Origin of the sequence: Tessaracoccus sp. ZS01, assembly GCF_022342445.1 — a bacterium.
GTDB lineage: Bacteria > Actinomycetota > Actinomycetes > Propionibacteriales > Propionibacteriaceae > Arachnia.
The window spans coordinates 123,926-144,737 of sequence record NZ_PQFE01000002.1 but is presented as its reverse complement, the minus strand read 5'-3'; the positions used below and the strand labels follow the sequence as shown (position 1 = coordinate 144,737).

Annotated in this window: 23 protein-coding genes; 10 read left to right on the top strand and 13 right to left on the bottom strand. The window is 67.9% G+C overall.

Annotated elements, in window-relative coordinates; translation table 11 throughout:
* Positions 1-95 precede the first annotated feature (95 nt).
* From C3E87_RS04485 to C3E87_RS04475, 3 genes are all read right to left on the bottom strand, one after another.
* The gene (locus C3E87_RS04485) at positions 96-1,334 is read right to left on the bottom strand and encodes a PhoH family protein (RefSeq protein WP_198928210.1); all 1,239 of its coding nucleotides are present in this window, start codon (positions 1,332-1,334) and stop codon (positions 96-98) included.
* Positions 1,335-1,588: 254 nt separating this feature from the next.
* Positions 1,589-2,260, bottom strand: a complete 672-nt coding sequence (locus tag C3E87_RS04480; RefSeq protein ID WP_076059868.1) for a PIG-L deacetylase family protein — start codon at positions 2,258-2,260, stop codon at positions 1,589-1,591.
* Positions 2,261-2,294: 34 nt separating this feature from the next.
* Positions 2,295-3,029: a hemolysin III family protein gene (locus C3E87_RS04475; protein WP_083665399.1), complete on the bottom strand. Its 735-nt coding sequence runs from the start codon at positions 3,027-3,029 to the stop codon at positions 2,295-2,297.
* 237 nt (positions 3,030-3,266) lie between these two features.
* Here C3E87_RS04475 and C3E87_RS04470 point away from each other — a divergent pair, with 237 nt between their 5' ends.
* Together C3E87_RS04470 and C3E87_RS04465 are read left to right on the top strand one after the other, a co-directional pair.
* Positions 3,267-4,067 (top strand): isoprenyl transferase, encoded by an 801-nt coding sequence (locus C3E87_RS04470; protein ID WP_076059866.1) that lies wholly within the window; start codon positions 3,267-3,269, stop codon positions 4,065-4,067.
* 85 nt (positions 4,068-4,152) lie between these two features.
* On the top strand, positions 4,153-4,701 hold the full coding sequence (locus C3E87_RS04465) for a DUF4245 domain-containing protein (RefSeq protein WP_076059863.1): 549 nt from the start codon (positions 4,153-4,155) through the stop codon (positions 4,699-4,701).
* Between the two features lie 4 nt (positions 4,702-4,705).
* On the opposite strand, the gene C3E87_RS04460 is transcribed toward C3E87_RS04465, so the two are convergent.
* Genes C3E87_RS04460 through C3E87_RS04450 form a run of 3 tightly spaced genes read right to left on the bottom strand, consistent with a single transcriptional unit; the run spans position 4,706 to position 6,923 of the window.
* Complete coding sequence (locus C3E87_RS04460; RefSeq protein ID WP_083665397.1) at positions 4,706-4,900, bottom strand: exodeoxyribonuclease VII small subunit; 195 nt, start codon at positions 4,898-4,900, stop codon at positions 4,706-4,708.
* Positions 4,901-4,921: 21 nt separating this feature from the next.
* Positions 4,922-6,145 (bottom strand): exodeoxyribonuclease VII large subunit, encoded by a 1,224-nt coding sequence (xseA, locus tag C3E87_RS04455; RefSeq protein ID WP_076059858.1) that lies wholly within the window; start codon positions 6,143-6,145, stop codon positions 4,922-4,924.
* A gap of 10 nt (positions 6,146-6,155) precedes the next feature.
* On the bottom strand, positions 6,156-6,923 hold the full coding sequence (locus C3E87_RS04450; protein WP_076059855.1) for a hypothetical protein: 768 nt from the start codon (positions 6,921-6,923) through the stop codon (positions 6,156-6,158).
* Between the two features lie 53 nt (positions 6,924-6,976).
* Between C3E87_RS04450 and C3E87_RS04445 the strand changes: the two genes are divergently transcribed.
* A complete protein-coding gene (locus C3E87_RS04445; RefSeq protein WP_076059853.1) occupies positions 6,977-7,942 on the top strand; it encodes a 4-hydroxy-3-methylbut-2-enyl diphosphate reductase in 966 nt (321 codons plus the stop codon).
* Positions 7,943-8,008: 66 nt separating this feature from the next.
* Here C3E87_RS04445 and ilvA read toward each other — a convergent pair whose 3' ends face one another.
* Positions 8,009-9,283: a threonine ammonia-lyase IlvA gene (gene ilvA, locus C3E87_RS04440; protein WP_076059850.1), complete on the bottom strand. Its 1,275-nt coding sequence runs from the start codon at positions 9,281-9,283 to the stop codon at positions 8,009-8,011.
* A gap of 124 nt (positions 9,284-9,407) precedes the next feature.
* Here ilvA and rmuC point away from each other — a divergent pair, with 124 nt between their 5' ends.
* Both rmuC and C3E87_RS04430 read left to right on the top strand, forming a co-directional pair.
* The gene (gene rmuC, locus C3E87_RS04435; RefSeq protein WP_076059848.1) at positions 9,408-10,928 is read left to right on the top strand and encodes a DNA recombination protein RmuC; all 1,521 of its coding nucleotides are present in this window, start codon (positions 9,408-9,410) and stop codon (positions 10,926-10,928) included.
* A gap of 55 nt (positions 10,929-10,983) precedes the next feature.
* Positions 10,984-12,258 (top strand): M18 family aminopeptidase, encoded by a 1,275-nt coding sequence (locus tag C3E87_RS04430; RefSeq protein ID WP_233120697.1) that lies wholly within the window; start codon positions 10,984-10,986, stop codon positions 12,256-12,258.
* 15 nt (positions 12,259-12,273) lie between these two features.
* Here the strand turns inward: C3E87_RS04430 and C3E87_RS04425 are convergent, their stop codons facing one another.
* From C3E87_RS04425 to C3E87_RS04410, 4 genes are read right to left on the bottom strand one after another with little or no spacing between them, the layout of a single operon-like run.
* Positions 12,274-13,131 carry an ABC transporter ATP-binding protein gene (locus tag C3E87_RS04425; protein WP_076059843.1) on the bottom strand — a complete coding sequence of 286 codons (858 nt, stop codon included), beginning with the start codon at positions 13,129-13,131 and terminating at the stop codon, positions 12,274-12,276.
* Entirely contained in the window at positions 13,128-14,123 is a 996-nt protein-coding gene (locus tag C3E87_RS04420; RefSeq protein WP_083665396.1) for an iron chelate uptake ABC transporter family permease subunit, read from the bottom strand. Before C3E87_RS04420 ends, C3E87_RS04425 begins: the two co-directional genes overlap by 4 nt.
* A complete protein-coding gene (locus C3E87_RS04415; RefSeq protein ID WP_198928200.1) occupies positions 14,120-15,139 on the bottom strand; it encodes an ABC transporter permease in 1,020 nt (339 codons plus the stop codon). Before C3E87_RS04415 ends, C3E87_RS04420 begins: the two co-directional genes overlap by 4 nt.
* Positions 15,136-16,089: a siderophore ABC transporter substrate-binding protein gene (locus tag C3E87_RS04410; RefSeq protein WP_076059841.1), complete on the bottom strand. Its 954-nt coding sequence runs from the start codon at positions 16,087-16,089 to the stop codon at positions 15,136-15,138. The genes C3E87_RS04415 and C3E87_RS04410 overlap by 4 nt, the downstream gene beginning before the upstream one ends.
* A gap of 309 nt (positions 16,090-16,398) precedes the next feature.
* Here C3E87_RS04410 and ychF point away from each other — a divergent pair, with 309 nt between their 5' ends.
* From ychF to C3E87_RS04395, 3 genes are all read left to right on the top strand, one after another.
* Positions 16,399-17,472, top strand: a complete 1,074-nt coding sequence (gene ychF / locus C3E87_RS04405; RefSeq protein WP_076059839.1) for a redox-regulated ATPase YchF — start codon at positions 16,399-16,401, stop codon at positions 17,470-17,472.
* Between the two features lie 207 nt (positions 17,473-17,679).
* Positions 17,680-18,105: an NAD(+)--rifampin ADP-ribosyltransferase gene (arr, locus tag C3E87_RS04400; protein ID WP_076059836.1), complete on the top strand. Its 426-nt coding sequence runs from the start codon at positions 17,680-17,682 to the stop codon at positions 18,103-18,105.
* A 118-nt stretch (positions 18,106-18,223) separates the two neighbouring features.
* Entirely contained in the window at positions 18,224-18,718 is a 495-nt protein-coding gene (locus tag C3E87_RS04395) for a DinB family protein (RefSeq protein WP_076059834.1), read from the top strand.
* Between the two features lie 48 nt (positions 18,719-18,766).
* Here C3E87_RS04395 and C3E87_RS04390 read toward each other — a convergent pair whose 3' ends face one another.
* A complete protein-coding gene (locus tag C3E87_RS04390; RefSeq protein ID WP_076059832.1) occupies positions 18,767-19,108 on the bottom strand; it encodes a YciI family protein in 342 nt (113 codons plus the stop codon).
* Between the two features lie 136 nt (positions 19,109-19,244).
* On the opposite strand from C3E87_RS04390, the gene C3E87_RS04385 reads away from it, so the two are divergent.
* Positions 19,245-19,586, top strand: a complete 342-nt coding sequence (locus C3E87_RS04385) for a hypothetical protein (RefSeq protein WP_076059830.1) — start codon at positions 19,245-19,247, stop codon at positions 19,584-19,586.
* Positions 19,587-19,682: 96 nt separating this feature from the next.
* Positions 19,683-20,114, top strand: a complete 432-nt coding sequence (locus C3E87_RS04380; RefSeq protein ID WP_076059828.1) for an OsmC family peroxiredoxin — start codon at positions 19,683-19,685, stop codon at positions 20,112-20,114.
* Between the two features lie 16 nt (positions 20,115-20,130).
* On the opposite strand, the gene C3E87_RS04375 is transcribed toward C3E87_RS04380, so the two are convergent.
* The gene (locus tag C3E87_RS04375) at positions 20,131-20,535 is read right to left on the bottom strand and encodes a hypothetical protein (protein WP_076059826.1); all 405 of its coding nucleotides are present in this window, start codon (positions 20,533-20,535) and stop codon (positions 20,131-20,133) included.
* Positions 20,536-20,812: the final 277 nt, after the last annotated feature.

Below are 20,812 nucleotides of genomic sequence, written 5' to 3'. Positions count from 1 at the left end.
CCGGAACTCGGAGGGAGATTCCTGCCACATCCCGCTCCATGTGGGCGATGTGGCTGAAGTCTCCCTCCGAATTCCTGCCTGTGCCGGGGTGACCGTCAGCCGAGTGAGTCGACCTCGAGCATGTCGGTGACCAGCGCGGCGATCTGCGAACGCTCGGAGCGGGTCAGGGTGACGTGCGCGAAGAGGGGATTGCCCTTCAACTTCTCGATCACGGCGACCACTCCGTCGTGGCGACCCACCCGGAGGTTGTCCCGCTGGGCGACATCGTGCGTCAGCACCACACGCGAGTTCTGGCCGACCCTGGACAACACCGTCAGGAGGACGTTGCGCTCCAGCGACTGGGCCTCGTCCACGATGATGAACGCGTCGTGCAAGGACCGGCCGCGGATGTGGGTCAGCGGCAGCACCTCGATCATGTCCTGTTCGAGCAACTCGTCGATGACGTACTTGTTGGTGACTGCCGAAAGGGTGTCGAACACCGCCTGGCCCCAGGGCTGCATCTTCTCTTCCGCGCTGCCCGGGAGGTAGCCGAGCTCCTGACCGCCCACCGCGTAGAGCGGCCGGAAGATCATCACCTTGGTGTACTTGCGCTGCTCCAGCACCGCGTCGAGGCCCGCGCAGAGCGCCAGCGCCGACTTGCCGGTGCCCGCCCGGCCGCCCAGGGAGACGATGCCGATGGTGTCGTCCATGAGGATCTCGAGTGCCACCCGCTGCTCTGCGGAGCGGCCGCGTAGACCGAAGACCTCGCGGTCGTGCTTGATGAGCTTCAGGTCCCCGTTGGGCAACTTGCGGGCCAGCGCCGACGAACCAGGGGCGTTCACCACCACCCCGGAATGGACGCAGATGTCGTCTGCGGCCGCTGTGGTGAGCACGCCGCCGGAGTAGAGGGAATCGACATCCTCCGAGGTGACCGCGACCTCCGCCATGCCCGTGTGCCCGGTGTGGACCGCCAGGTCGTTGCGGTACTCCTCGGCGGCGAGCCCCACGGCCGCTGCCTTCACCCGGAGCGGCACATCCTTGGTGACCAGCACCACGTCGTGGCCCTCGTTGGCGTAGTTGAGCGCGACGGCGAGGATGCGGGTGTCGTTGTCGCCGAGGCGGAACCCGGGCGGGAGCGCTTCCTCGTTGCTGTGATTCAGCTCGACCCGCAGGTTTCCGCCCTGGTCGTTGGTGGGCAGCGGGGTGTCGAGGCGGCCGTGTTCGACGCGGAGATCGTCGAGGAGGCGAAGTGCTGAGCGGGCGAAGAAGCCCAGTTCGGGGTGGTGGCGCTTCGCTTCGAGCTCCGTGATGACCACGATCGGCAGGATGACGTTGTGCTCCTTGAAGCGCAACATCGCCTTCGGGTCTGAAAGGAGGACGGAGGTGTCGACGACGTAGGTCTTGATGGCCGTGATGGGCTGCGCAGCGGTGGGGGAAGTCTGCTGGTCTGACAGGTTGAGCACGTTTGCTCCCTTCGCGGGGGCGACGCTCTTGCCTGCCCCCGTCCTGAGGTCAGGGGACCGGATCTTCGGTGATGGAGCGGTTCTCCATGGCTAGACAGTAACGTGCCGGTGGGGCAACGGGAAGACCCCGAATGACAACGGTGTGGTTAAGATTCCCGCGCCGGTGCGGAAACGAGCCTGAACTGGACTCGGTTCTCTCCGTGCCCGGTGTCGATGCTGCGGCTCACCACCGCCTCGGCCTGCGTCCACACGTCGGTGGTCGGGTCGAGCACCGCCAGGTAGACCTGGTGCTCCGCGAGCGACCGGACGGCGGCCTGCACGTCGTCGTCCGTCACCACCAAGTGGTGCGTCGGGCCGGGGCCGTTCTCGAAATGCCAGACGTTCCTGCCCTCGAGCGCCTCGATGGTGGCCTCCCCGACGGCCATGTGGTCGGCCTGGTTGGGCGTGCCGGGTTCCCACTCGGGGCCCCGGTAGGTGGAGATGACCAGATCCATGGGATGGGACTCGGTGGCGTGCCGGAGGGCGTCGGCGAGGCCGGGGGTGTCTGCCAGCCTGCCGTCTGGGAGATCCAGCCAGATCAACCGGCTGACGCCCACATGGGCGGCCGCGCGGCGCTGCTCCTCCTCGCGGAGCGGGCCGGCCTCGGCCGGCGACATCCCCTGGATGCCGGCCTCGCCGCTGGTGGCCAGGAGGTAGGTGACCTGCTTCCCCTCGCGCGTCCACCTGGCCACGGCGGCTGCGATGCCGTACTCCGGGTCGTCTGGATGCGCGACGACGACCACTGCATGATTCCAGCTGGTGGGGAACAGGTCCGTCATGGAGCCAATCTACCGGCGGGAGGTGGCTCGGGGATCAGAAAATGGCCAGCCCGATGGCGACCGCGTGCAGCACGGCGGCGATGATCGTGCAGGCGTGGAACACCTCGTGGAAGCCGAACCAGGTGGGCGACAGCTGCGGCCGCTTCGTCCCGTAGGCGAGCGCCCCCACCGAGTAGACGAGCCCGCCGCCCAGCAGCAGCAGGACCACCGCGGGGCCGCCCTCTGCCCAGAACTGGTTGAGCCAGCCGACCGCCGCCCACCCCATGGCCACGTAGAGCAGCGTGTAGAGCCAGCGGGGCGCCGACAACCATGTGACGCGGAACAGCACGCCGAGCACGGCGATGGACCAGATCAGGATCAGGAGGGCCCAGCGGGAGCTGCCGTCCAGCAGCGCGAGCGTCAGGGGGGTGTAGGTGCCGGCGATGAACACGAAGATGTTGGAGTGGTCGATGCGGCGGAAGATGGCGTTGGTCCTGTCGGACCAGTTCCCGCGGTGGTAGACGGCGCTGGTGCCGAAGAGCTGCACTGCGGCCAGTGTGTAGACGGCGGCGCCGACGCGGGCGGTGAGGTCCGGCGCGAAGGTGGTGAACGCCAGACCGACGATGAAGATGATGGGCGACATCCCCAGGTGCAGCCAGCCCCTCAGCTTGGGCTTGGTGTCCGCCCTCGTCGACAGCCCACCGCCCTGGATGGGAGCTTCCGCCCTGGGCCGTTCGCTGGGCTGCGGGGTGGTCCCGGTGCCTGCTTCGACGGTGGAGGAGTCGTTCATGGTCAGACCTACGCTTCCGTAACTTACGCAACCGTAGGTTAACGCGTTGCGCGCCCATTTCCAACCCGATCCCACCACCTGGTCGGCGGATCCACAGGCAGAGCCGCGGGCTGTCCTCCGGATGGGGTCTCCGCCTTCATTCGGGTGGGGGGCGACCACACCTGCAGGACGTCAGGCGGGTTCGCTTCGGCGACACATACCTCCCGCGCCCTTGACGCAATGCCCTAGGCTTCTCGCATGTCACTTGCGCGCCCGTTCAGCGAGCGGTGGTGGCCGCCCAAGTGGCTGTACGCCACCTACGAGCGGGGCGTGCTGGACAAGCTGGACAAGGCATCGCTCCCGCAACACGTGGCCGTCCTCGCCGACGGGAACCGCCGGTGGGCCCGGATGAACGCACCCGGTGAGCCCCTCGTCGCCGGTTACCGGGCGGGCGCGGCCAAGCTCCGCGAGTTCGTGGAGTGGTGCGAGGACGCCGGGATCAAGGTCATCACGCTGTGGGTGCTGAGCACCGAGAACCTCAGCCGTGGTGAGGAGGCCGAGCTCGCCCCGCTGCTCCAGGTCATCCAGGACCTCGTGCGCGACCTCGCGGCCCGGAGGCGCTGGCGCGTGCAGGTGGTGGGTGCCCTTGACCTGCTGGATGAGCAATGCGCCCAGTCGTTGCGCTCGGCCTCCGCGTCGACGGAGGACATCGCCGGCATGGTGGTCAACGTCGCCGTCGCCTACGGGGGCCGCCACGAACTGCGCGACGCCGTGCGCTCCCTGCTCGCCGAGAAGGCCTCGCAAGGCGCCATGCTCGAAGAGGTGGCGCAGACGCTGGAGATCGACGAGATCTCCGAACACCTCTACACGAAGGGTCAGCCGGATCCGGATCTGATCATCCGCACCTCGGGCGAGCAGAGGCTCTCGGGCTTCCTGTTGTGGCAGTCGGCGCACAGCGAGTTCTACTTCTGCGAAGCGTTGTGGCCGGATTTCCGCCGCGTCGACTTCGTCCGCGCGCTGCGGGCCTACGCCCAGCGTGAGCGTCGCTTCGGGCGCTGAACCCCGCGTCGTCCGGTCGATGGCATTGCGCGTGCGGCTGGGCGCGGGTGGCTGTCGGAGGTGGCGGCTGGGTAGGGTGGCGCGCATGGCTCGCAACCCGAAGGCCCGCGGCAGGGACATGATCATCTCCTTGGCGGTCATCGCTGTTCCGGTGCTGCTGGTCATCATCTTCTTCACCTCCACGCCCAAGGAGGAGGTGGACCCCCTCGATCTCGGCCCCTTCATTACCCGGGCCGAGGCGGAGTCGCCGTTCCCGGTGCTGGTCGCCGAGAACCCGGGGGAGGGCTGGGTCCCGGTTCGCGCCGCCTGGGCCCAGAAGGGCCAGCCGTGGATCACCACGGAGCCCGCGCTGGGCAACTCGTGGCAGGTGGGTTACCTCTCGCCGGACGAGATCTACTACGGAGTCCTGCAGCGCGACGAATCCGCCCGGGAACTGGTGCGCAGCGGCACCCGTGAGGGCAACGAGATCGGCGAGGAGACGACTCTCGCCGGCCGCGACTGGTCCCGCTACGAGAGCAAGGACGGCCGTACGCGCAGCCTCGTCAACGAGGAGGACGGCGTGACGACGGTGGTCTCGGCGGACGCCGACTTCCCGGAACTCGAAGCCTTCACCTCGACCCTCGTGGAGCGATAGCCCCTCAATCGGCCTCGCGGGCCTTCGCCACTTGCTCCTTGGCCCCGTCGAGGAACTCCTGGCAGATCTTCGCCAGTTCCTCGCCGCGCTTCCACAGCGCCATCGACTCCGCGAGCGAGGCGCCGCCGGATTCCAGCTTGCCGACCACGGCGACCAGTTCGTCGCGGGCCTGCTCATAGGTCAGCTTCTCGTCAGCCATCGTGGGCTCCCTTCGATACATTCAGGACGTCGGTTCGGGCGTGACCCGGGCGACATCGAGGGCGAGTTCCCCGTCGGCCAGGTAGGCGTGGACACGGGCGCCGACGGTGGTGTCGGCGATGCTGGACACCGAGGCGTGCGCCTCGTCCACGAGGACGGCGTAGCCGCGCTCCAGGGTCCGTTTGGGCGAGAGCGCGCGGACGGTGCTGACGGCGGCCCGGAGGTCTGATTCCTCGTCGCGGAGCCTGCGGCCGATGGCGGACTCCAGACGGTGGCGCAGCAGTGACACCCGCTCGACGTGGGCGTCGAAGGCGCTGGTGGGGTCCACCATGACGGGGCGCGAGCGCAGCGCGTCCAGCACCTGCTGCTGGCGGGTGAGCACGCCGTCGACCGCGCGGTGCAGCCGCTGGAGCGACTGCGCGACACCGGCCTGCTCCGCCGCGTGGTCCGGCACCACGTGCTTGGCCGCGTCCGTGGGGGTGGAGGCCCGGTAGTCCGCCACGAAGTCGACGAGCGGGAAGTCGCGCTCGTGCCCGATGGCCGTGATCACCGGCGTGCGGGCCGCGTGGACCGCCCGCACGAGTCCCTCATCGGAGAAGCTCAACAGGTCTTCCAGGGAGCCGCCCCCGCGGGCGATGATGATGACGTCGACCTCCTGGTCGGCGTCCAGGGCGGCCAACGCCGTCATGACGGATTCCGCCGAGCTGACGCCCTGCACCAGCGCGTGCCGCACCCGGAGGTGGGCGCCGGGCCAGCGTCGCTCAACGTTGGTGATGACGTCGCGCTCCGCGTCGGAGTTCTTGCCGGTGACCAGCCCGATCACGCGTGGCAGCAGCGGGAGGCGGCGTTTGCGGTGGGCCTCGAACAGGCCCTCAGCCTGGAGCTTGCGCTTGAGTTGTTCGAGCTGCGCCAGGAGGCGACCCTCGCCGGCGACACGGAGTTCCAGGCATTCGTAGCTCAGCGTCGAGTTGCGGTCCCAGACGCGCGGCCGGATCCGGGCCGTCACGCGGGAGCCCTCCGGGATGGGACCGGCGGCGTCCAGCACCAGGGTGGAGGCGGTGACCTGGCAGGACATGTCGGCGATCCGGTCGCGGAACGTCATGAACTGGGTGGGGGCGTTGCGGCGCTTGATCTCCACCACCTGGGCGTCGACCCAGATCTCCCCGCACCGGTTCACCCAGTCCTTGACCGCCCCGATCACGCGGCCCAGCGGCTGCGGTTGTTCCGGGGAGCTGGTCAGTGCCATGCGGGCAACCCTAGTGGGCGCCGGCGTTGCGGTCCCAGGTACCGGCGTTGACGGTGGCGTAGAACGTGCCGTGGATCACGTTGCCCGGCTCGACGGGGTGCTCCATGGGGACGGCGACCGTGAGGTCGATGACACTGGCTGCCCGCACGTACTGGAAGTCAGTCTTCGTCAGCTCGTTGCGGCGCACCTCAACATCCTCGACGACGGCGCCCAACAGCAGGGTGGGCCCCGCCTCCTCGGTGGTGATGGAGGAGGCCTGCAACCCCATGAGCGACGGCGACACCATGGAGCGCGGCTCCATCAGCATCGAGCCGACGCGGGCGGCGTCGGAGGCCTTGAACGCCTCTTCGTCGGCGAACACCAGCACGTCCATGGCCAGCGCGCCCACCTGCAGTTCCTGGATGATCGAGAAGCCGCCGCCGGGGGCGAGGTCGTGCTGCTCGTAGGCGATGGGGTCGTCGACCATGGCGAGGAACTGGGTGAGCAGCTCGCCGCCCTCGCCCTGCGAGTACACGGCGACGCGCGCCAGGAGGTCCGTGAACCGGATCACCTGGGCCCGGTACCGCGTGTCCGAGCGGAGCCCTGCGGACACGTTGACCGCCTGCCCCTTGCGCTGCACGAAGGCCACCCGGGCGCCGCTCGGGTCGGTGTAGGCGCCGATCAGGGCGAAGCCAGGCGCCTTGTTGACGCCCCTGACCCCACCGTCGAACGCAGCCTTGGTGAGCGCCTCCATGGAGGTGAAGTCGAATCCGACGGCGTGCAGCTGAGGCGATTTCATGGCCCCAGGCTACCGAAGCGGGGGTATTTCCTATTTCACCTAGACTAAGAGGCATGACTGCCACCAAACGAGTCGTTGTCGCTGCGCCCCGTGGTTACTGCGCGGGCGTGGACCGTGCCGTGATCACCGTTGAGAAGGCCCTCGACCTGTACGGCTCACCCGTCTATGTGCGCAAGGAGATCGTGCACAACCGCCACGTCGTCGAGGACCTCCAGGCGCGCGGCGCGATCTTCGTCGAGGAACTCGAAGAGGTGCCGCCGGGTTCCACCGTGGTGTTCTCTGCACACGGCGTGTCCCCGGCGGTGAAATCCGAGGCGGCCGAGCGCGGTCTGAAGACCATCGACGCCACGTGCCCGCTGGTCACCAAGGTGCACCACGAGGCCAAGCGCTTCGCGATGGACGGCAAGACCATCCTGCTCATCGGCCACCAGGGCCATGAAGAGGTGGACGGCACCATGGGCCACGCGCCCGAGCAGACCATCCTGGTGCAGCACCCCGACGATGTCGCCGGGCTGGACCTGCCGGATGACGCGGATGTCGCCTGGCTGTCGCAGACCACCTTGTCCGTCGACGAGACCATGGAGACGGTGGGCCGGCTGCGGGAGAAGTTCCCGCTCCTGATGGACCCCCCGTCGGACGACATCTGTTACGCCACGCAGAACCGCCAGCTCGCCGTGAAGCAGATCGCCGGCGGCGGCTGCGACCTGATGATCGTGGTGGGGTCGGCCAACTCGTCGAACTCCGTGCGCCTCGTGGAGGTCGCGCTCGAGGCCGGGGCGAAGACCTCGCACCGCGTCGACAACTACAGCGAGATCAAGCCCGAATGGCTCGACGGCGTGGAGACGGTGGGCGTCACGTCCGGCGCCTCGGTACCCGACGATCTGGTGCAGGGCGTGCTCAAGTTCCTCGAGGAGCAGGGTTACCCGGCTGCGGTCGAGGAGCGCCTGACGGAGGAGACGCTGCAGTTCGCGCTGCCGCCGGAACTGCGCAAGGACCTGCGCCGCGCAGTCAAGCACTGACGCTGAGGAATGGGGGCCGCCGGGAGACCGGCGGCCTTTTCCATGCCCGGACGGCCATCGGCCGGGTCAGACCAGGAAGGTGAAGTACGGGGAGTCGTAGGCGATCTCCTCGGTCTTCATGCCGCACTCGTCGATGCGTTGGAGGAGGAAGCGGTAGTCGCCCGGGCTGCCCAGTTCGACGCCCACCAGCGCGGGCCCTGTCTCCTTGTTGTTGCGCTTGACGTACTCGAAGTAGGCGATGTCGTCCTCTGGCCCCAGCACGGAGTCGAGGAACATGCGCAGCGCACCCGGCTGCTGCGGGAACTCCACCAGGAAGTAGCGCTTGCGGCCCTCGTGGATGAGCGAGCGCTCCACCACGTCGGCGTAGCGCGAGACGTCGTTGTTGCCGCCGCTGACCAGCACCAGCACCCGGGAACCCGTCGGGATCTGCACCCGCGGGCCCACCCCGCCGGTGGGGAGCGCGGCGGCGGCGAGGGCGCCGGCCGGCTCCGCGATGATGCCGTCGGTCTGGTACATGTCCAGCATCTCGGTGCAGATCTGGCCCTCTGGGACGCGCGCCAGCTCGATGCGTGCCTCGCGAATGGCCTGGAAGGTGAAGTCGCCGGCCCGCCGCACGGCCGCGCCGTCGACGAAGGTGTCGATGTTGTTGAGGGTGACGGGCCGCCCGGCTGAGATCGCGGCCGCCATGCAGGGCGCGCCCTCCGGTTCGACGCCGATGATCCGCACGTCCGGGTGTACCGCGCGCAGCCACGCCGAGCAGCCTGCGACGAGGCCGCCGCCGCCGATGGGCAGCACGACGACGTCCGGGACGAAGCCGAGCTGGTCGAAGGCCTCGACCATCAGTGTCGCCTGGCCGGCGGCGGTGCGCGGGTCGTTGAAGGCGGGGACGAGCACCATGCCCTGGCCGGCGAGCCGGACGGCTTCCTCCGAGGCCTCGTCGTAGGTGGCGCCGTGCAGCACAAGGTCCACGTACTGGCCACCGATCTTCTGGATCCGGTCACGCTTCTGGCGCGGCGTGGGGTGGGGCACCACGACGGTGGCATGGATGCCGAGGGCCGCGGCGGAGAACGCGACGCCCTGGCCGTGGTTACCGGCCGAGGCGCAGACGACGCCGGCGTCCTTCTCCTCCTCGTTGAGCTGGCTCATGAGGTTGTAGGCGCCGCGCAGCTTGTAGGAGCGGACGGGCTGCAGGTCTTCGCGCTTGAGCCAGATCTCGGAGCCGGTGGCGGCGGACAGCCGCTCATTCAGCTGCACTGGGGTGTGCGTGACGATGGCCGACAGCCGTTCGACGGCGTCGGGGATGGATTCGGCAAGGTCGGCCAGTGTGCTCACCCGGACCATTGTGTCACTCTGCGGTCACCGGTGGACGTGGGTGACGTCGCCGGAGGGCCGGATCGTCGTGGCTTTGGGGTCTGCCCGGAGTGGGATTCAGGTTTTGTCTGAGGCTGCTGATTAGCTGTGAGGCATGGAAGCACTCGCCATCCTTTTCGGTCTCTTCGCCCTCGTCCTCGGCCTGGTCGGCGGCTTTCTGCTGGGCCGCCGCAGCACCGCGGCCGCAGGCGCCTCAGACGCGGCCGCCCGTGAGCAGGAGCAGCGCCAGTTGATGCAGGCCCGCGACGATTCGGCGCAGGCCCGGGCAGACGCCAGTCGCGCCCGTGAGGAGGCTGCCATGGCCAAGGCGGAGATCGCCCAGGTCCTCGCAGGCAAGGCAGAGCTGCGCGCCGTCGCCGCGGACGCGCAGCGGCTGGTGGCCGAGGCCCAGGGTGAGACCGCCAGGGTGCAGGCGCTCGTGGCGGCGGCAGAGGCAGAGCGCGACGCCGCGGTCCAGAAGGCCAAGGAACAGGCGGCAGACCGCGAGGTGCTCCTCAACCAGTTCAAGGTGTTGTCCTCGGAGTCGCTGGAGAAGCACGGCAAGGCCGCAGATGTCGTGGCGGACCAGCGGATGAAGGCGACGGAGCAGCTCGTCGCCCCGCTGGCGGACGGCCTGCGCCAGATGCAGGAGAAGCTGCAGGCGGTGGAGAAGGACCGCGTGCGGATGGCCGCTGAGCTCGCTGAGCAGGTCAACACCGTGCGGATGTCGGGGGAGGCCATCCGCAAGGAGACCACCAGCCTCAGCCAGGCCCTGCGCACACCCCAGGTGCGCGGCGCGTGGGGGGAGAGCAGCCTCAAGCGCATCGTCGAGATCTCCGGCCTCGTGGAGCGCTGCGATTTCGACACCCAGCAGAGCTACACCTCCGACGACGGCCTGTTCCGCCCTGACCTACGGGTGAACCTCCCCGCCGGCAAGGTGATCTTCGTCGACGCGAAGGTGCCGCTGGCTGCGGTGCTCGAGGCGTACAACACCGAAGACCCGGAGGCCCAGAAGTCGCACTTCGCCTCCTTCGCCCGGCACGTCAAGACCCACATCGACCAGCTCGCCGGTAAGAACTACTGGCAGTTGGATCTGGGCTCGCCGGAGTTCGTCGTGCTGTACCTGCCCTCGGACGAGTTCTACCGGCTCGCCATGGAGCAGATGCCGGACCTCCACGACTACGCCACGCGCAAGCACGTCGTGCTCGCCTCACCCGGACTGCTCATCCCGCAGCTGCAGATCGTCGCGAATGGGTGGAAGCAGGTGGCTCTCGCAGAGACGGCCGGGGAGATCTCGAAACTCGGCCGCGAACTCTACGAGCGGCTCGCAACCCTCGGAAAGCACTTCGACAAGCTGGGCAATTCGCTGCGCAGCGCCGTGACGAACTACAACAGCGCCGTGGGTGCGCTGGAGACCCGCGTGATGGTATCGGCCCGCCGGTTCCGTGACTACGAGGTCGCGTCGGAAGACCTCACGGAGCTGAAGGGCGTCGAGCTGACCACCCGCCAGGTGACGGTCACGGAGATGCTCGACTACGAGGACCTGCGCGAGCGGGAGCGCACGCTGCTCTCGTCTGAGCAGACGCTGCTCGATCCGCCGGTCCGCCAGCTTCCCCGCCGCACGGACGCCGGCTGAGGCCCCACGCCACCCTTGGTCGCACGCCCATCGGGCTGGGGCTATGTTTGACGCCATGCTCAGCACCGCCCAGGACCACATCGCAGATCTCGCGGAGTTCGTCACCGCGTCGCCCACCAGCTACCACGCGGCCAGCACGATGGCACGGCGCCTGCGGGAGGCGGGCTTCGAGCAGTTGGACCCGCGTCGGCCTTTCGACTGCGTCGCCGGCAAGCGGTTCATCCAGCGCGACGGCGCCGTTGTCGCCTGGGTCGCGCCGGAGGAGTTGACCGAGGCCGCCGGGTTCCGCATCGTCGGCACCCACACGGACTCGCCGTCGTTCAAGATCAAGCCGGGTGACCTGATCCGTTCGGCGGGGTGGGTCCAGGTCGGCGTGGAGGTGTACGGGGGGCCGCTGCTCAATTCGTGGCTGGACCGCGATCTCGGCATCGCCGGCCGCCTCGTCACCCGTGATGGGCAGAGCCACCTCGTGAAGAGCGGGCCCATCGCCCGGATCCCGCAGCTGGCCATCCACCTGGACCGCGGCGTCAACGACGCGCTCAAGCTGGACAAGCAGCAGCACATGCAGCCCGTGGTCGCCGTCGACCTGAAGCGGCCCGTGAAGGACCATCTCGCGGTACTGGCGGGTGTTGCCCCCGAGGAGGTCGCCTACCACGACCTGTACCTGTTCGATACCCAGCGGCCCGCCGTGATCGGGGCTGAGGAGGAGTTCTTCGCCTCGGGTCGCCTGGACAACTTGTCCTCCACCCACGCGGGCCTCACCGCCTTCGAGGCGCTCGAGGCGGGCTCCGACGTGTCCGTACTCGTCGCCTTCGACCATGAGGAGGTGGGCTCCGCCACCACCACCGGCGCCGGTGGACCCCTCCTGCAGGACGTCCTGGAGCGGATCGCGGCCGGCTACGGGCTTGGCCTGGACGCCGCCCGCGCCATGTTCGCCCGGTCGAGCTGTGTCTCTGCGGATTCCGGGCACCTGGTCCACCCGAACTACGTGGGCCACCATGACCCGAAGAACCATCCACAGGCCAACGGCGGCCCGCTGCTGAAGATCAACGCGAACCAGCGCTACGCCACGGATGCGGTGGGCGCCGCCCTCTGGCTGGACGCCTGCGCCCGCGCAGACGTGCCGACGCAGCCGTTCGTGTCCAACAACTCGATGCCCTGCGGCTCCACCATCGGGCCCATCACGGCCACCCGGCTGGGCATCACCACCGTCGACGTGGGCATCGGCCTGTTGAGCATGCACTCGGCGCGCGAGCTGTGTGGGGTCGAGGACGCCTGGTTCCTCGCCCGCGCGATGGAGTCATACTACGCAGGCGGTGCTGCGGCCTGATGGGGAACGGGCAGCTCAACCGGCGTTGAGGACGAGCGGCACGGGGGCGCCGACCTGGCGGTCCAGGCAGCAGCCCTCCCGTTGCGACCGGTGGCAGTTGTTGCACGTCGGGATGGGCAGGTAGAAGTGCGCGATGGGCCGGCCCTGGAACTCTCCCACCTCGATGTCCAGATCGAACACCTCACGCAGGAGCCCTGGGCGCACGATCTCGGCCGGCGTGCCGACGGCATGGATCCGGCCGTGCTTCATGGCGACGATCTGGTCCGCCCAGCAGCTGGCGTAGTTGATGTCGTGCAGGACGATGACGACGGTCTTGCCCAGCTCGTCGGCGGCGCGGCGCAGGGTCTGCAGCATGCCGTGCGCGTGTGACACGTCCAGGTTGTTGAGGGGCTCGTCGAGCAGCACGTACTCGGTGTCCTGCGCCAGCACCATCGCGACGAAAGCGCGCTGCCGCTGGCCTCCGCTCATCTCGTCGAGGAAACGGTTCCGGAGGTCCTCGAGGCCCATCCATCGGATGGCCAGGTCGATGGCCTCGTGGTCGGCCTTCGTGTGCCGACCGCCGCTGTGGGGGTAGCGGCCGAAGCCGACGAGGTCCGTGACCGTGAGCCGCGACTGCACGTCGTTGTTCTGCCGCAGGATGGCCAGCCGCTTGGCCAACTCCCGGGAGTCGGCCTTCGCCACGTCGAGGTTCCCCACGGTGATCTCGCCCGTGTCTGCGCCGAGCAGGCGTGCGACCATCGACAGCAGGGTGGACTTGCCCGCACCGTTGGCGCCCACGATGGCGGTCAGACCGCCGCTGGGCAGCGACACCGACACGTCGTCGACGACGACCGACTTGCCGTAGCGCTTGGTGACGTCCTTGACCTCGATCATGACCGTGCAGCCTTCCTGATGACGAGCCAGATGAACGCGATGCCCCCGGCGAATTCGATGATGACGGAGAGTACGGTGCCCAACCCGAACACCTGCTCCAGAATGGCCTGGCCGGCCACGATGACGCCCACTCCGAGCAGCCCCGCCATCGGCATGGTGTAGGCGTGCTTGCCGGTGCCGGCGACCTGATAGGCCACGGCCGCCACGATGAGGCCGAGGAACGTGATGGGCCCGACCAGCGCCGTCGACACCGACACCAGCAGGGTGGCGACGAGGAGAACCGTGCGGACGGTGCGGTGGTAGGGGACACCGAGGGACACGGCGGCTTCGCGGCCGAGCGTGAGGACGTCGAGCGTGTTGCGTGCGCGCCACAGCCACCAGGTGCAGGCAGCGACGACGGCGAAGCCCACCCAGATCAGTTCCGGGTTGACGGCGTTGAAGGAGGCGAACAGGTTGCCCTGCAGCACCAGGTAGCTCGTGGGGTCCAGCATCCGGCTGATCAGCGAGGAGAACGAGCGCAGGATCGCGCCCAGCACCAGACCGGCGAGCACCACGAGGTAGACGGAGCGGCCCTTGCGGCCGAACAGCAGGCCCGTGAGCGCCATGGCTGAAGCCAGCATGAGCACCAGCGTGATGGCGAACATCGTGTACGGCCCGACCGCAGAGACGAAGGTGACCCCCAGCATGAAGATCAGCAGCGTCTGGATGAAGGCGTACAGGGCGTCGAGGCCCAGGATCGACGGGGTGAGCAGCCGGTTGTTGGTCACCGTCTGGAAGGCCACCGTCGCCACCCCTGTGGCCCAGCCCACGAGCACCATCGCGGCCAGCTTGCGGCCGCGGAACGGCAGGATGAACTCGAGGTTGCCGGCCGCGTTGATCGTGACGAAAGCGACGGCCGCCACCAGGCAGAAGGCGACCGCGAGCCAGAGGCGGGCGCCGGGGCCGACCTGGCGTCGGACCTTGGTGTCCGGGACGAAGGCGACAGTGGTCATCTGGCGGTCCTCAGCTTGCCGGTGAGCAGCAGCGCCAGGAAGACGGTGCCGCCCAGCACGCCGGAGATGGTGCCGACGGGGATCTCGTAGGGGTAGTTGATGGTGCGCGCGAGGAGGTCGCAGACCAGCACGAAACCGGAGCCTGCGAGGGCCGTCCAGGCGATGTTGCGGCGCAGGTTGTCGCCGCGCCACATGGCGATGAGGTTGGGGATGATCAGGCCCACGAAGCCGATGGCCCCGACCACCACCAGGGTCACCGCGGACGCCACGGCGACGATGCCGAGGCCGAGGTTGAGGGTGGTCTTGTAGGACAGGCCCAGCGAGGTCGCCTGCTCCTCCCCGAGCGACGCGACGGTGAAGCGGTCCGAGAAGACCCACAACACGACGCCGACGATGGCCAGCAGCCAGAGCAGTTCGTAGCGGCCGCGCAGCACGCCGGAGAAGTCCCCCTGCATCCAGATGCCGAGGCTCTGGAGGAGGTCGAAGTGGTAGGCGACGAATGTGGTGCCGGCGGAGATGACGCCGGCGAGCATGATGCCGACGAGCGGCACCGCGACGATGGGCGCGCGAGGCGGCAGGGCCCGGACGAGGCGGACGAACACGGCGGTGCCGACCAGCGCGGTGGCCACGGCGATGAGCATCTTCACCCACAGCGGCGCGGAGGGGAACAGCATCACCGCGATGAGGATACCCACGCCTGCCGACTCGGAGGTGCCCACCGTTGTGGGTTCGACGAACCGGTTGCGCACCAGCAACTGCATCAACAGGCCGGAGAGTGCGAGGGAGGCGCCGGCCAGCAGCACGGCGACGGTGCGGGGAATGCGAGACGCGAACAGGTTCAGCACCTGTTGGTCTGTGGCCTGCCCCGAGACGAAATCCCAGGGGGAGAGGTCAGCGACGCCGACGAACAGCGAGACCGCCGCCAGCACGAGAAGCGCGGCGAGCCCGCCGACCCATCCCCGGTTCAGGGGACGGGTGGCGGGCTGACGCGTGGTGTGCAGGGCGGCGACGCTCACAGCTCGGCAGCCACCTGGTTGATCATTTCGACGGCGTTGTTGGCGCCGTGGATCAGGATGTACCAGCGCTGGCCCTCGAGGTACACGACGTCGTCGTTGCTCCAGGCAGAGGTGGTGGCCACCAGTTCGTTGTCGAGCACCTGTTCGGCGGCGGCACCCTCTTCACCGATGGCGGCGTCGCGGTCCACGACGAACAGCAGATCGGGGTTGGCCTGCTGGATGGCCTCGAAGGAGATGGCGTCGCCGTGGGCCTCGGCCTCGACGTCGGAGATGGTGGGCTCGATGCCCAGGTCGTTGAACAGGGCGTTGTAGCGCGACTGGGTGCCGTGCGCCGAGACCTTGCCGCCGGAGGTCATGAGGACCATGGCGTTCTTGCCCGCGGGCACCTTGTCCTTGGCGGCGGCGATGGCCTCCTCGAGCTCCTTGAGCTCGGCCTCGGCCTGTTCCTCTGTGCCGGTCGCCTGGGCGAGGATGTCGGTGGCGTAGGCGACACCGTCGTAGAAGCTCTTGGAGTAGTCGTAGGTGATGTCGATGGTCGGCGCGATCTTGCTCAGCTCAGGAACCTGTTTCGCGGAGCGGAAGCCCGCGACGATGAGATCCGGCTGCAGGGAGGCGATGACCTCGAAGTTGGGCTCCTGGAGCGTGCCGACGTCCGTGGTGGACTCGGTCTTGAAGGAGCTCACAGCGTCGGGGAAGGCCCCGCCCTTGGGAACACCCACGACCGAGCCGCTGACGCCGAGCGCGTCCAGGGTGTCGAGGGCGCCGAAGTCGAGGACGACGATCTTGCTGGCCGTGCCGTCGAGTTCAGCGGTGCCCTGGGTGTGGGCCACGGAGATCGCCTGACCGGAGGTCTCGTCTGCGGCGGGGGCTGTATCGGGGGTGCCGCACGCCGTGAGGGCGAGGGCGCCGGCGGCTGCGGTGGCGGCGAGGAGGCGCAGAGTCTGCTTCATCGGTGTCTTTCAGTAGTAGCTGTCGGTGTCGCGACTTAGGCAACCCTAACCAACCCATTAACGCTACGCAAACGTGGCCAAAATGCGGACAGGGGGCAGTGTGAAGTTGTGCAGCGGAGTTGCTGCACAACTCAACTCTGGCCACGAGCCGGAGCCTGGTCGGGGTGGGCAGTGTGAAGTTGTGCAGCGGACTTGCTGCACAACTCAACTCTGCTGGGGGTCCGTCTCGCGCCCGGGATACCCGAGACGGGGGCTCCAGCGGTGCGCGGCATTCGGTCGCCTCAGCGCGGAGCGGTAAGCTGCGCTCTCGTGGCACTCACCATTGGAATCGTCGGTCTCCCCAACGCCGGCAAGTCGACCCTGTTCAACGCACTGACCCGCGCGGAGGTGCTCGCGGCGAACTACCCGTTCGCGACGATCGAGCCCAACGTCGGCATGGTCGGCGTCCCGGATCCGCGGCTCGCGGAGTTGGCGAAGGTGTTCGGCTCCGAGCGGCTCGTGCCGGCTGTCGTCAGCTTCGTCGACATCGCCGGCATCGTGAAGGGTGCCTCGCAAGGTGAAGGCATGGGCAACGCGTTCCTCGCCAACATCCGCGAGGCCGACGCGATCTGCCAGGTCACCCGCGTGTTCGACGACGTGGACGTCACCCATGTCGACGGCAAGGTGGACCCCGCCTCCGACATCGACACCATCTCCACCGAGCTGATCCTCGCCGACCTCGCCACGGTCGAGAAGGCCCTGCCGCGCATCGAGAAGGAGGCGCGGATCAAGAAGGATGCGCAGCCGAAGCTCGAGGCCTTCAGGGCCGCGAAGGATGCCCTCGAGTCGGGCCAGGGCGTCCGCGCCTCGGGCCTCGACACCGAGGACCTCTACGAACTCCACCTCCTCACCGCGAAGCCGTACCTCTACGTCTTCAACTGCGACCAGGACGAACTGGGCGACGAGGAACTCAAGGCCAGGATGCGCGCCATCGTCGCCCCGTCCGAGGCGATCTTCCTCGACGCCAAGTTCGAGTCCGAGCTGGTCGAGATGGAAGAGGACGAAGCTCGCGAGTTCCTCGCCGAGATGGGCGTGGAAGAGCCGGGCCTCGACGTGCTGGCCCGCGTGGGCTACGACACCCTCGGCCTGCAGAGCTACCTGACCGCCGGCCCCAAGGAGGCCCGCGGCTGGACGATCAAGAAGGGCGCCACCGCGCCCGAGGCTGCCGGTGTGATCCACACCGACTTCCAGAAGGGCTTCATCAAGGCCGAGGTGGTCAGCTTCGTCGACCTGATGGCCGCCGGCTCGATGAACGCGGCCAAGGCCGCCGGCAAGGTCCGCCTCGAGGGCAAGGACTACATCATGGCCGACGGCGACGTCGTGGAGTTCCGCTTCAACGTCTGATTCGCCATGACTCCCAGATATGACCAGGGAGCGGGCGACCGGGAGTGCTGACGAAGTGGCCTTGGCCCGCTGGCATTCGCGACTCGATGACGTGCGCCGCGCCGTCGACCAGCTTCCACCGCGGAATGGCTCGGGGGATTCTTCGCGGAGGTGACGAGCGCCCAAGAGCCGGCTCTTGGCACGGTGGCGTCGTGGCACACTCAGGTTGTGGATACGTCGGAGGAGTCGCAACCCACCCGGTACTACCACGGCACCCGAGCGGTGCTGTCTCCCGGTGACTTGGTCACCCCGGGGCGCCCCTCGAACTACCGGGCCGAAGTGACCATGAACCACGTCTACTTCACCGCGCGGCTCGACGGCGGTGGCCTGGCGGCCGAAATCGCCGCGATGCTCGGTCCCGTGGGCGCCGAACCGCACGTGTATCTCGTGGAGCCGACCGGTCCTTTCGAGGACGATCCGAACGTCACCGACAAGAAGTTCCCCGGCAACCCGACGCTGTCCTACCGCAGCGCGGCTCCGTTGCGCGTCATCGAGGAGATCGCCAGCTGGACCCGTCTGGGGCCCGATGAGCTCGACGTGTGGCGCGAGCGGTTGAGGGAGATGCGGGAGTCGGACGCGGAGATCATCAACTGATCGGACACGTGCGCGCGCCGGAACTCGGTGGAGATCCGGGTGAGCGTCTACCGTGATTGTGGCGTAGCAGTGCCGTGCGGCAGCGGGTGTGTGACGCTCTGAGGTGAAGGAGGGTGATATGGCTGGCATCACTGCCCTGGATGCGAGTGCCGGTACCGAGCGCGAGGTCCTTCTCGCCTTCCTCGGTGAGCATCGCCGACTCGTCCGCGAGACGGTCCTCGTGCTGACCGACGAGGAGGCGAGGCGAAGGTTGGTGCCGTCGCTGACGACGCCGATGGGCCTGCTCAAGCACGCAGCTTTCGTCGAAACGGCCTGGTTCCCTTGTCGCTTCGGTGGCCTGACTCGCGCAGAAGCGGGAATTCCGGAGACGGTGGACGAGAGCTTCACCCTGGAGCCGGATGACACGCTTGCGCGACTTGCGCGCAATCACGAGCTGGCTGTTGCCGCAGCTGACGAGGTCATCGCTCAATGGGGACTCGACGACCGCTGCACGCACCCCGTCATGGGGGAGCTCTCGCTCCGCTGGGTGCTGAACCACTGCATCCGCGAGTTGGCCCAGCACGCCGGGCACGCTGAGATCCTCGTCGAACAGATCATGGCCGAACGGGCCTGACCGCTACCGGTTCGACCGTTCACTGCGGGCCATAGGGCAACGACTGACTCACTTGATCTGCCGGACCTCCTGGGGCCAGCCACAGGCAACAGCGACCTTGCCGGCCCACATTTTCGCAGCCTCGTCGTCCGCGACATCAATGATCGTCAGTCCGCCGAGAAACTCGCTGGACGACCCGTATGGCCCGTCGTTGATCTCGACCGTGCCGCTCGTCGCGTCTGCGCTCCACGCCTCGTTGATGTTCTCCTCGAGCCCGCCGGCGAACACGTAGACGCCGGCGTCCTTCATCTCGTCCACGACCGCGTTGGCGAGGGGTCCGCGGCTGGCGAACCACTCCTCGCTGTGGTCGCCCACCCATTGCTGGTTGAAGTAGATGATGTAGTGGCTCATCGTGGCTCCCTATGTCAGTGGCGCGGTGCCGCACCGACTTTCGCCGACGATACGACGGGGGCCTGAGGCGATGTCAACAGCGGCCTTTGCCACGACAAGTCCGTGACTTCCCCGGACAACCGGTTCACACTGGAGTATGGACCGGGAAATCTATGAGGTGCAGGAGCGGATCTTCGCCCTGCTCATGATCCGTCTGGACCGGTTGATCCAGCGTCGGATCCCGGTTCGCAACGTGTCCCCGGGCCCGGTGCAGCGGACGGCCAGGCTCCAGTTCGCCGACGGCGCCACGCTGCTGGTGCGCTCCCAACGTTCCGGCAGTAGTGCCGCAGTCATGCATGCCATCCTTGAGGGACGCTCCGTACTCCTCGAGGCATGGCAATGGCAAGACGACGGCCTCGTGCTCACCCTGGCGGTCCCGATCCGGCGTCGGATGATGCGCCACTGCCTGATCCTGCTGGGGGCAGATCAGCCTGACTAGTGGCATCAGCCGGACCGCCACAGTGAGCGCATCGACGGGGTAGCGTGGCAGGCAAACCGGGTCAACCGGCCGCCGATCAACGAAAGAGGAGCGATCATGCCCAACCCCGTCGTCAGCAAGGCCAGCACCGTCTGGAACGGTGACCTGTTCACCGGCAAGGGAACCACCACCCTGGACAGCTCCGGCTCCGGCAGCTTCCCGGTGGAGTGGAACGCCCGCGCCGAAGGTTCGGATGTCACCACGACGCCCGAGGAACTCCTGGCCGCAGCGCACGCCACCTGTTTCTCCATGGCGTTCTCCAACGAACTGAAGAAGAACGGCACCCCGCCCACGGAGATCACGACGAACGCCGAAGTCAGCTTCGTGGCCGGCACCGGCGTCACCGGGATTCACCTCATCACGAACGTGCAGGCCGATGGCCTGGATGAGGAGACCTTCCAGACGATCGCGAACGGTGCGAAGGAGAACTGCCCCATCAGCCAGGCGCTGAAGGCCGTCGAGATCACCCTCGAAGCAACCCTCGCCTGAGGCACGGCGAGGCGGCTCAGGCCGCCGGCCGGTGCTCCCAGACCTCGCGCAGGTCTGCACTGTAGAAGCCGAACAGTTGAACGTGATGCTTCGCCAGTTCGGCGCGTGCGGTCTGGAGCCACCGGTCGGCGACCTCGGGTTCGATGGGTCTGCCCGCAGATACGGCCACCACCACGCCCGGCACCGCCAGGTGCTCGAACAGACGGAACAGCCCTACCCGTTCATCGGCAGTCATGTACCAGTCGATGTCGCCTATCACCACGGGTTGCAGGGCATGCCCCTCGTCATCGCAGATGAGGAGCAATGCGGAGTTCTGCCGCCGGTCGGAATCCTTGAGGAAAAGGTCGACAACGTCGACGGCGAGGGTGGTGTCCGTCAGCGGAAGCGCGGACCATTCTTGGGGGAGATCGTGAAAGCTCATGGGTCCATCGTGTGGGAGTACCCGTGGCACTAGCGGCTCCGTTGGCGGGCTGTGGATAACTCTCCATATCAATCGTGCGCGGCTGGCGGCCGGTCGAGCGCGATTCCTGGGCTACCCCCTGCGGCTGCTCCGCGGTTTCCTGAGCCAGCGGCCTGTGGTCGAAGGATCGACGCTGGTCGTGACGCCCACCCCGCTCATCGGCGATGTGTTGACGGCGAATTGTCAGGGGTACCTGCTAGCACAAGTTGCTTCTGACAAGGTGTTTTCCCTTGTTTTA

Coding starts and splice junctions, on each gene's coding strand:
- C3E87_RS04420 (WP_083665396.1), bottom strand. CDS start 14,123: ATGACCACTGTCGCCTTCGTCCCGGACACCAAGGTCCGACGCCAGGTC.
- C3E87_RS04450 (WP_076059855.1), bottom strand. CDS start 6,923: ATGAAATCGCCTCAGCTGCACGCCGTCGGATTCGACTTCACCTCCATG.
- C3E87_RS04480 (WP_076059868.1), bottom strand. CDS start 2,260: ATGACGGACCTGTTCCCCACCAGCTGGAATCATGCAGTGGTCGTCGTC.
- C3E87_RS04465 (WP_076059863.1), top strand. CDS start 4,153: ATGGCTCGCAACCCGAAGGCCCGCGGCAGGGACATGATCATCTCCTTG.
- C3E87_RS04470 (WP_076059866.1), top strand. CDS start 3,267: ATGTCACTTGCGCGCCCGTTCAGCGAGCGGTGGTGGCCGCCCAAGTGG.
- ilvA (WP_076059850.1), bottom strand. CDS start 9,283: ATGGTCCGGGTGAGCACACTGGCCGACCTTGCCGAATCCATCCCCGAC.
- C3E87_RS04430 (WP_233120697.1), top strand. CDS start 10,984: ATGCTCAGCACCGCCCAGGACCACATCGCAGATCTCGCGGAGTTCGTC.
- C3E87_RS04395 (WP_076059834.1), top strand. CDS start 18,224: ATGGCTGGCATCACTGCCCTGGATGCGAGTGCCGGTACCGAGCGCGAG.
- C3E87_RS04410 (WP_076059841.1), bottom strand. CDS start 16,089: ATGAAGCAGACTCTGCGCCTCCTCGCCGCCACCGCAGCCGCCGGCGCC.
- C3E87_RS04390 (WP_076059832.1), bottom strand. CDS start 19,108: ATGAGCCACTACATCATCTACTTCAACCAGCAATGGGTGGGCGACCAC.
- C3E87_RS04375 (WP_076059826.1), bottom strand. CDS start 20,535: ATGAGCTTTCACGATCTCCCCCAAGAATGGTCCGCGCTTCCGCTGACG.
- C3E87_RS04380 (WP_076059828.1), top strand. CDS start 19,683: ATGCCCAACCCCGTCGTCAGCAAGGCCAGCACCGTCTGGAACGGTGAC.
- rmuC (WP_076059848.1), top strand. CDS start 9,408: ATGGAAGCACTCGCCATCCTTTTCGGTCTCTTCGCCCTCGTCCTCGGC.
- C3E87_RS04485 (WP_198928210.1), bottom strand. CDS start 1,334: ATGTTGCGCTTCAAGGAGCACAACGTCATCCTGCCGATCGTGGTCATC.
- C3E87_RS04475 (WP_083665399.1), bottom strand. CDS start 3,029: ATGAACGACTCCTCCACCGTCGAAGCAGGCACCGGGACCACCCCGCAG.
- C3E87_RS04385 (WP_076059830.1), top strand. CDS start 19,245: ATGGACCGGGAAATCTATGAGGTGCAGGAGCGGATCTTCGCCCTGCTC.
- C3E87_RS04460 (WP_083665397.1), bottom strand. CDS start 4,900: ATGGCTGACGAGAAGCTGACCTATGAGCAGGCCCGCGACGAACTGGTC.
- C3E87_RS04445 (WP_076059853.1), top strand. CDS start 6,977: ATGACTGCCACCAAACGAGTCGTTGTCGCTGCGCCCCGTGGTTACTGC.
- C3E87_RS04425 (WP_076059843.1), bottom strand. CDS start 13,131: ATGATCGAGGTCAAGGACGTCACCAAGCGCTACGGCAAGTCGGTCGTC.
- xseA (WP_076059858.1), bottom strand. CDS start 6,145: ATGGCACTGACCAGCTCCCCGGAACAACCGCAGCCGCTGGGCCGCGTG.